This window comes from Gordonia sp. 852002-50395_SCH5434458 (assembly GCF_001665905.1).
Classification (GTDB): domain Bacteria; phylum Actinomycetota; class Actinomycetes; order Mycobacteriales; family Mycobacteriaceae; genus Gordonia; species Gordonia jacobaea.
In genome coordinates this window covers 1-7812 of record NZ_LZTC01000100.1, presented here as the reverse complement: position 1 = coordinate 7812, position 7812 = coordinate 1, and the positions used below count along the sequence as shown (strand labels likewise).

Genomic DNA, 7812 nt, shown 5'->3' with positions numbered 1-7812 from the left:
GTCGCGTCTGTGCCTGTCCAGCCCGCGCGGGCTGCGGCTGCGGCTTGGTTGCTCGTGTGTTCGGCGGTGAGGTAGTCGTGGAAGTCGGCTTTGACGTCGGCGATGCGGTTGATGCGTTCGGGATTCGTGGGCATGCCGGGTTTGGCGTTGAGTCGCCACGCAACCCGTCCGGTGTCGGGTCCGTCGGTGATCATGCGGGTGGTGAACTGGCCGGGTTTCGGCCCAACCCTGCGGTTGTGTACATCACACGCCGGCACCAACTGGTCGATGTCGGTCAGGCCGCCGTCGGCCCAGTCTTTCGCGGCGTGATGCATCTGCACCCGTGAGGCGGGTTGGTTGCAGTGAATCGCCCCGGGTTTGCTGGAGGCTCGGTTAGTTGGTTCCAGCGTTTGCGGGGACCGGGTTCTCACGGTAGCTGGTGACGGTGTGGGTCGACCAGTAGGCGCTCTCGTACTCGACGGGTGGGACGTGTCCGATCTCGCCGTGCAGGCGGCGGTGGTTGAACCATTCGACGTACTCAGCGACGGCGATCTCGACCTCGCCCACACCTGCCCAGCCGCCTCGCGGGCGCATCACGGGGTTACGGATGCATTCGGCTTTGAACAGCGAGTTGAACGCCTCAGCCATCGCGTTGTCGTATGAATCCCCTTTGGAGCCAACAGATGTCACCGCTTCGGCTTCGGCCAGTCGTTCGGTGTAGCGGATGGCTCGGTATTGCACTCCGCGGTCGGAGTGGTGGATCAGCCCGGCCACGTCGTGGCCGGCACGCGACCGTGCCCACAATCCCATGTTCAGGGCGTCGAGGGCGAGGTCGGTGTGCATGGTGGTCGAGACCTGCCAGCCGACGACCATCCGCGAGAACACGTCCAGGACGAACGCCGCGTACACCCAGCCCGAGTGGGTGCGGATGTAGGTCAGGTCCGCCACCCACAACGCGTTCGGTGCCGCCGCGGTGAACTGACGGTTGACCCGGTCAGCCGGCCGGGGTGTTTCAGCTCCCTCGCTGCGCGTGGTCTTGCGTGTCTTGAGTCTCGCTATCCCTTGCAGCCCATCGGCTTTCATCAATCGCTCGACGGTGCAGCGGGCAACACTATGGCCCTGTCTGCGCAATTGGGCATGCACCTTGCGGGCACCGTAGACGCCGAGGTTGTCGGCATGCACCGCGCGGACCTGGGTAAGGAGATCCCGGTCACGCACCACACGAGGCGCCTCGGTCTTCTGGGGGCTCAGGTGGGCTCGTACCGTGGACGGAGCGATCTGGGCGGACGTATCGCGCAATGCCGCACAGATCGGATCGACTCCGTGTTCATCGCGGTGAGCCGCGACGAACTCCACGATCAGCGCTGTGGGCGGTCGATCTCCGCCGCAAAGAAAGCCGAAGCCTGCTTCAAGATCGTGTTCGCTCGCCGCAGTTCACGGTTCTCCCGCTCCAACGCCGCGATGCGGTCAGCGTCCTCACTCGTGGTGCCCGGGCGGACCCCGCCGTCGATCTCGGCCTGACGAACCCAATTGCGCAACGCCTCGGGATGGACTCCGAGCTGATCGGCGATCCGCTTGATCGCACCTCTCGACGAATCGGGATCTCGTCGCGCTTCACATGCCATCCGGGTGGCCCGGTCCTTGAGTTCCTCGCTGTACTTGCGTGGTGCTGCCATGCTCTCCATCCTTCACAGGTTCGAGAGCCTCCGACAGACCCGGGGCGGTTCATACTGACTGGCACCGGCGGAGGCGGCCATCTCGATCACGTCTTGGATCGGGAGGAGTGTTCCGGATGTGGTTTGTGCGATCCCTGCTTGTGCTTCCAACTCGTGCAGGCTGGTGGTGACGATCACCTGGATCGGCAACCCTCGATGCGTATTACCCAACATCCCGGATTCGAGTACCTGCCCGAGGAGGGCGGAGAAGGCGTCATGGTTGCGTTGGGCGGGTGAGCGTTGATCCAACAGCGCCGCCGCCGCGACCTGTTCGGCGTTGGCAGTGGTGATCGGACCCACGGGTGAGTCGGGATCGTCGGGGTTGTTCATGCCGGGTTTGGCCCACGAGTCGAGCACCGCATCGAGGCGTGCGCGGGCGATCGGATCCAAATCCGCGGTCAACCGCGACATGAGTTGCGCGTTTTGCCGGTTCACCCACAAGCGGCGTCGACGTTTGCGGTCTTTCGGGTTGGTGAGCGTCCCATCCGGATCCAGATGCGCCAACAATCGTGAACCCAAATTGGTGATTTCGGCGGGCGTGAACTGGACCGCGTAGCCGGCCATCTGTGCTTCGGCGGCAGCTTTCGTCTCCGCCGACACCTCACCGGGGATCGCCTCCAACACCTCCAACACCGCGCGGACGTGTGCGCCAGCGACCCGACCTTCCACGACGTAGCCGGCCAAAGTCGGACACGACGGTGGGAGTCGGTCGCCGCAGATCGTGGTGAACGATCCGGTCGCGGCGATCACCCGATGCCGGGCGGCCGGATCACCGATATGGAGACGCTGTCCCATGAAGTTGCGAATATCGCGGAAACCCAACGAGTGGGGCAGATCCCGGTCAGACGCTTCCACGATCAAGCGATCGGTGACCGCGCCCGCGGTGCGCAACGCCAGGCGTTCGGCCTCAATCGGGGCTTCGACGAGCACGTCGTCGGACACCAACGACACATCCACGGCAGCCAACTCATCCAACACCGCAGCGAGGCGTGACAGTTTCTCCGCCACCACCGCATCCGCAGACCCCACCGCCGCCGTGGCCAAAGCCGAAGGCGCACGGCCGTTTCCACTATCGCTGTTGCTGTTCACGTGCCGCCACCCCCGCCCCACGTCGTGTCGAATATGTGTTCTACACTACCCGACAATACGGACAACGTCGAGGAAAAATCGAACAATATTTCGATCGTGTGGATACCGCTCGATCGGAGAAATTCGATCGGAGAGAAGGGCGTCGCCCAGTTCGTGCGGTCGACTACGTCGTCTTTCGCACGAACTGAGCAACGACGACAGCGGTCAGCGGAACGATGTGGTGACCCGCTTGGTCACGCCCGCCACGACGCCCTGGTACTTCGACGCGATGAGGCGCACCCAGACGTCGAGCACGATGGCGTCGGCGCCGATGAGCACTCGCGCCTTGTTCTTCTTCACGCCCTTGATGATGGTGTCGGCAGCCGACGACGCCGAGGTGCGCGCGAGGTACTTGTCGAAGAACTTGGCGAAGTTGGCCTGGTCGTAATCGTCGGCGACCGTCGCGTTGCGGGCGATCGCGGTCTTGATGCCGCCAGGATGCACGCAGGTGACGCGCACCGGGTGCTTGGCGATCAACATCTCCTGATTGAGCGACTCGGTGAACCCGCGAACGGCGAACTTCGCCGAGTTGTAGGCCGCCTGGCCAGGCTCGGACAGCAGACCGAACAGCGACGACGTATTGACGATGTGGCCGTCGCCCGACGCGATGATGTGTGGCAGGAAGGCCTTCGTTCCGTTGACGACGCCCCAGAAGTCGACGTCCATCACGCGCTCGATGTCTTTGAACTCGGTGCGCTCGACCTCGCCGTGGTGCGCGATGCCCGCGTTGTTGAAGACGACGTTGACCTTGCCATAGTGGGCCATGACCGTGTCGGCGTATTCGAGGACCGCCTCACGCTCTGCGACGTTGAGCAGTTGGGCGTGCACCGGTGCGCCTGTCTCGGCGACGAGTTTCTCCGTCGTGGCGAGGCCATCGGGGTTGACATCGGAGATCGCCAGCTTGGCGCCCTGTTGGCCCAGCTTCACCGCCAGTTCGCGGCCCATGCCCGAGCCCGCACCGGTGACGACGACGACCTTGTCGCGAAAGTTCTTCATGGTGTTCTCCTGTGTGTGTTGGTGCGTGCGAGATCCGGCGTGCACGCGGATGAAGTCGAGATCAGGCGCGGGTGCTCGCGAGCACGGGCGGGGTGTCGGTCGCCGACGAATCGCGAGCGACGTCGTATGCCGCGACATCGAATCGTCGGGTCTGCTTGCGGAAGTTGAACGTGAAGCCCGGCCACAGCGTCGTGATGTTGCCGTTGTCGTCGGCGTACCAGGAGGCGCAACCACCGTTGACCCAGACGCTGTTGCGAAGCGCGTGCTGAATGCCGGTGTTGTACCCGCGTTGCGATTGCTCGTCGACGTCGACGCGCGTGATTCCCTGTGCGCGAACGGTTTTGAGATAGTCGACCAGGTAGTTGAGCTGCGACTCGATCATGTACACCATCGAGGTGTGTCCGAGTCCGGTCGCCGGTCCGACCATCAGCATCATGTTCGGGAAGCCGTGGACGAACGACCCCTTGTAGCCCTGCATTCCGTTCGTCTCCCACGTCTGGGCGAGCGATCGTCCCTCGGCGCCGACGATGCAGTCGAACACGGGCGAATCGGTGACGTGGAAGCCTGTCGCGACGATCAACACGTCGATCTCGCGCTCGGTGCCGTCCGCGGTCACGATGCCCGACGGCGTCACGCGTGCGATGGGGTCGGTGACGAGGTCGACGTTGGGTCGATCAAGTGCCGGGTACCAGGCGTTCGATCGCAGGATTCGCTTGCAGCCGACCTGGAAGCGGGGAGTGACCTTGTCGCGCAGCTTACGGTCACGGATTCCGCGCGCGATGTTGGCGCGCGCGACGAGTTCGACGGGCTTGAGCGCGGTACGCGAGTGCGTCAGACCGAAGGCGATGAACTCGTTGAAGGCGTACACCCCCGCGCGACCGGCGCTCTGCACGATGGGCGCGTTCTTGAACAGCCAGCGCTCGACCGGGGTGTAGGGCCGCTCGGTACGCGGGACGATCCACGGCGCCGTGCGCTGGTAGACGTCGAGGTGGGCGACGCGCTTGGCCACCTCGGGGACGATCTGGATGGCCGACGCACCGGTGCCGATCACGGCGACGCGCTTACCCGAGAGCTCGACGTCGTCGTCCCAGCGCGCGGAATGCATGACCGTTCCGCCGAACGATTCGATGCCGTCGATGTCCGGAAGATTCGGTTCGCACAGCGGCCCAACCGCGCCGATGAGGTGCTGCGCCCGGTACGTCGTCACAGCAGACGAGTCGGGGTCGGTTCCGGCGGGCACCGTGTCGATCAGCCAGTGCTGGTCCGACTCGCTCCACGCGGCACGGGTGACCTCGACGCCGAACCTGGCCTTGTCGCGCACGCCGAAACGATCCGCGACGTCGTTGATGTACCGGTGGATCTCGGGCTGATGAGAGTACGAGCGTGACCATTCGGGATTGGGGGCGAACGAGTACGAGTACAGGTTCGACGCGACGTCGCACGCGGCGCCGGGGTAGGTGTTGTCACGCCAGGTGCCGCCGAAGTCAGCTCCGCGATCGAGGATGACGTAGTCGGTGAAGCCGTTCTGGCTCATCTTGATCGCCGCGCCGAGGCCGGAGAACCCGGCGCCGACGATCGCAACCTCAACATTGTGCGTTGTCATGCTCCTCACGTTAGGGGCCTATTGAACATTAGTCAATAGCGTATTGAACGCTGGTCAATAAGTCGCCTAGACTGTGTCTGTGACCCAGTCGAAGCGCACCAGGATGAGCCCGGAGGCCCGACGCGACCAGCTCATCGCGCTCGGGCTGCAGATGGTGTCGGAGCGGCCGCTCGACGAGGTGTCCATCGACGCGATCGCCGAGGTCGCCGGTGTGTCGCGCGCACTGCTGTTTCACTACTTCGCGTCGAAGCAGGAGTTTCACGTCGCCATCGCGAAGGCGCAGGGCGAGGAGATGTTGCGGCTGACAGCGCCCGACGAGACCCTCGACGATCCGCTCGCCATCCTGTGGAGCTCGTTGTCAGCGTTCGTCGACTACGTCAGCGAGCATCGCAGCGCCTACACCGCATTCCTGCGCGGCGCGTCGAGTACCGATCCGGCGATGCGCGCCGTGATCGACGGCACCAGGGCGGTGATGGCCGAGCGCATCCTCGATCACGCGCCTGCGCTCGGCGTCGAGGTCACCCCGGCGGTCCGACTGGCGACATTCGGGTGGATCGCCTTTGTCGAGGAGGTCACGATCGGCTGGCTCACCGACGGGGAGATCACCCGCGACCAACTGCTTGCCGTGATTTCCTCGTCCCTGCCTGCCCTTGTCACGACCCTCACCGATCTTCCGGCGCACTGAACCAGGCGTATCAGGGACCCCAGAAACCCCAGTTGCCGCCGGTCGGGTCTCCCGGGAACGGTGGCCGTTGACTCGGATCCGAGAGCCCTTGTGCGCGTCGGAATTCACGAAACTCCCGAGCCTGCCTGCACGCCCGTCGGTACATCAGAGCCAAGGGCGTCAAGACGACGACGAGCACTGCTACAACTATCAGACCGGCCATGACTACTGATGATCCGCCGACGTCGGTGCAGGTGGAAGGCCTGCGTCGTGCGTTCGTCGTACGGGAATCCTCGGGGATCAGCCGGTTCGACGCCGCATCTCGCGGAGCAGGGCAGCGGTCGCCGGTGACGGGGGTTCGCGCCAGATGATGCCGAGCGTGGATCGCGCGGCAGGGTCGGTGATCGGCAGGCTGACGGTGTCTCGCCACGAGGCTGCGGTGCTCTCGCTGAGTACGGCGACGCCGAGCCCGCGCGTGGTCAGCATGTGCGCAAGTGACGGCGTTGCGACCTCCCAGCGGGGAACCCGAGCGCCTCGCTCACGTGCCAGCAGGGCGTCGAGTGCTGTGCGGGCGCCGGTGCCGCGGGTGAGCGAGATGAGGTCGGCGCCTGCGATCTCCTCGGGTCCCACATCGGCACGCGTCGCCCACGGATGATCTCGCGCGACGACGGCGTGCAGCGCGTCGTCGACGATGATTGTGGTGTGCACGTGCTGGGGCGGCTCGCCCGACCACGCAGCGATCGCGACGTCGAGCTCGCCCGAGTGCACCCCGTCGATGAGCGTCGTCGAGATGGCTTCACGGACCGAGATGTCGACCCCGGGGTGATCGTGGTGCATGCTCGCGATGGCGTCGAAGATGGGCTGCCAGGTGAGTCCGCTCACGGTGCCTACCCGCAGTGTCCCTGTGGTGAGGCCGCGCAGATCGTCGGCCAGAGCGACGACCGCGTCGACTCCCTCGACTGCCCCGCGAATGGCGGGCAGTACTCGCTCTCCTTCGCTCGTCAACGTCACGCGTCGGGTGGTGCGCTGCAGCAGTGCGATCCCCAGTTCGTTCTCGAGCTTGCGAATCTGAGTGCTCACACCCGACTGGCTGATGTGCAGAGTCGACGCTGCAGCGGTGAACGATCCGGTGTTGACGACCGCGAGGAGGTAGCGGAGCTGATGCAGTTCCATGACTGGCAATGATAAATGCCATAAGAAATAGATGTTGGACAGATTAATCGCCGCCGAGCAGTCTGGAGTGCGAACACCCACTGACCGATGCTTCGAAAGGGAGAAGAGATGACTGTGGACACAACTGCGCAGGCCGATACGGCGATCACCAGGGATGCGGCGACAACCTACTTCGACGCATGGCGCGCAGGCGATTTCGACCGGTTGCGTTCGGTTCTCGCCCCCGACGTCGACTTCGTCGGTGTGATGGGGACGGCACGCGGAATCGACGAGTGCATTGCCGGTCTGCGCGGGATGTCGGAGCGCCTGATGCGCGATCTCGTCTTGCACGCGCGTGTTGTGGACGGTGCCGATGCGATCACGTGGTTCGACCTGGTCACCGACAACGCATCACTACCGACGGCGAACTGGAGTCACGTCGAGAACGGCCTGATCACGCGGATTCGCGTGACATTCGATCCGCGTCCGCTCTCGGAGAGCTGACCGCTCAGTCTTCCGCTGGGACCTATGTGAGTTTCCGACGTTGATCGACAAACGAGCGAGGGCCGCACCCG

Annotated in this window: 6 protein-coding genes, 2 pseudogenes and 1 other annotated feature; of the genes and pseudogenes, 2 read left to right on the top strand and 6 right to left on the bottom strand. The window is 64.6% G+C overall.

What is annotated here, in order from left to right; all coding sequences use genetic code 11:
* The 5 genes and pseudogenes from A5785_RS21850 to A5785_RS21825 form a co-directional block, all read right to left on the bottom strand.
* Positions 1-362 (bottom strand): annotated as a pseudogene (locus tag A5785_RS21850) (HNH endonuclease signature motif containing protein); the annotation flags it as partial.
* Between the two features lie 10 nt (positions 363-372).
* A protein-coding gene (locus A5785_RS21845) for an IS3 family transposase (RefSeq protein WP_231895500.1) occupies positions 373-1655 on the bottom strand; the annotation gives its coding sequence in 2 pieces (ribosomal slippage) (positions 373-1367 and positions 1367-1655; 1284 coding nt in all).
* Positions 1249-1377: a sequence feature (AL1L pseudoknot), on the bottom strand. It overlaps the preceding gene by 129 nt.
* Before the next feature lie 51 nt (positions 1656-1706).
* Positions 1707-2783 (bottom strand): annotated as a pseudogene (locus A5785_RS21835) (DUF222 domain-containing protein); the annotation flags it as partial.
* 204 nt (positions 2784-2987) lie between these two features.
* Positions 2988-3818 carry an SDR family NAD(P)-dependent oxidoreductase gene (locus A5785_RS21830; RefSeq protein WP_065181056.1) on the bottom strand — a complete coding sequence of 277 codons (831 nt, stop codon included), beginning with the start codon at positions 3816-3818 and terminating at the stop codon, positions 2988-2990.
* A 61-nt stretch (positions 3819-3879) separates the two neighbouring features.
* Entirely contained in the window at positions 3880-5421 is a 1542-nt protein-coding gene (locus A5785_RS21825; protein WP_005205774.1) for a flavin-containing monooxygenase, read from the bottom strand.
* A 103-nt stretch (positions 5422-5524) separates the two neighbouring features.
* On the opposite strand from A5785_RS21825, the gene A5785_RS21820 reads away from it, so the two are divergent.
* A complete protein-coding gene (locus A5785_RS21820; RefSeq protein ID WP_005205773.1) occupies positions 5525-6106 on the top strand; it encodes a TetR/AcrR family transcriptional regulator in 582 nt (193 codons plus the stop codon).
* 279 nt (positions 6107-6385) lie between these two features.
* Here the strand turns inward: A5785_RS21820 and A5785_RS21815 are convergent, their stop codons facing one another.
* On the bottom strand, positions 6386-7258 hold the full coding sequence (locus A5785_RS21815; RefSeq protein WP_064904688.1) for a LysR family transcriptional regulator: 873 nt from the start codon (positions 7256-7258) through the stop codon (positions 6386-6388).
* A 108-nt stretch (positions 7259-7366) separates the two neighbouring features.
* Between A5785_RS21815 and A5785_RS21810 the strand changes: the two genes are divergently transcribed.
* On the top strand, positions 7367-7741 hold the full coding sequence (locus A5785_RS21810) for a nuclear transport factor 2 family protein (RefSeq protein WP_005205771.1): 375 nt from the start codon (positions 7367-7369) through the stop codon (positions 7739-7741).
* Positions 7742-7812 lie beyond the last annotated feature (71 nt).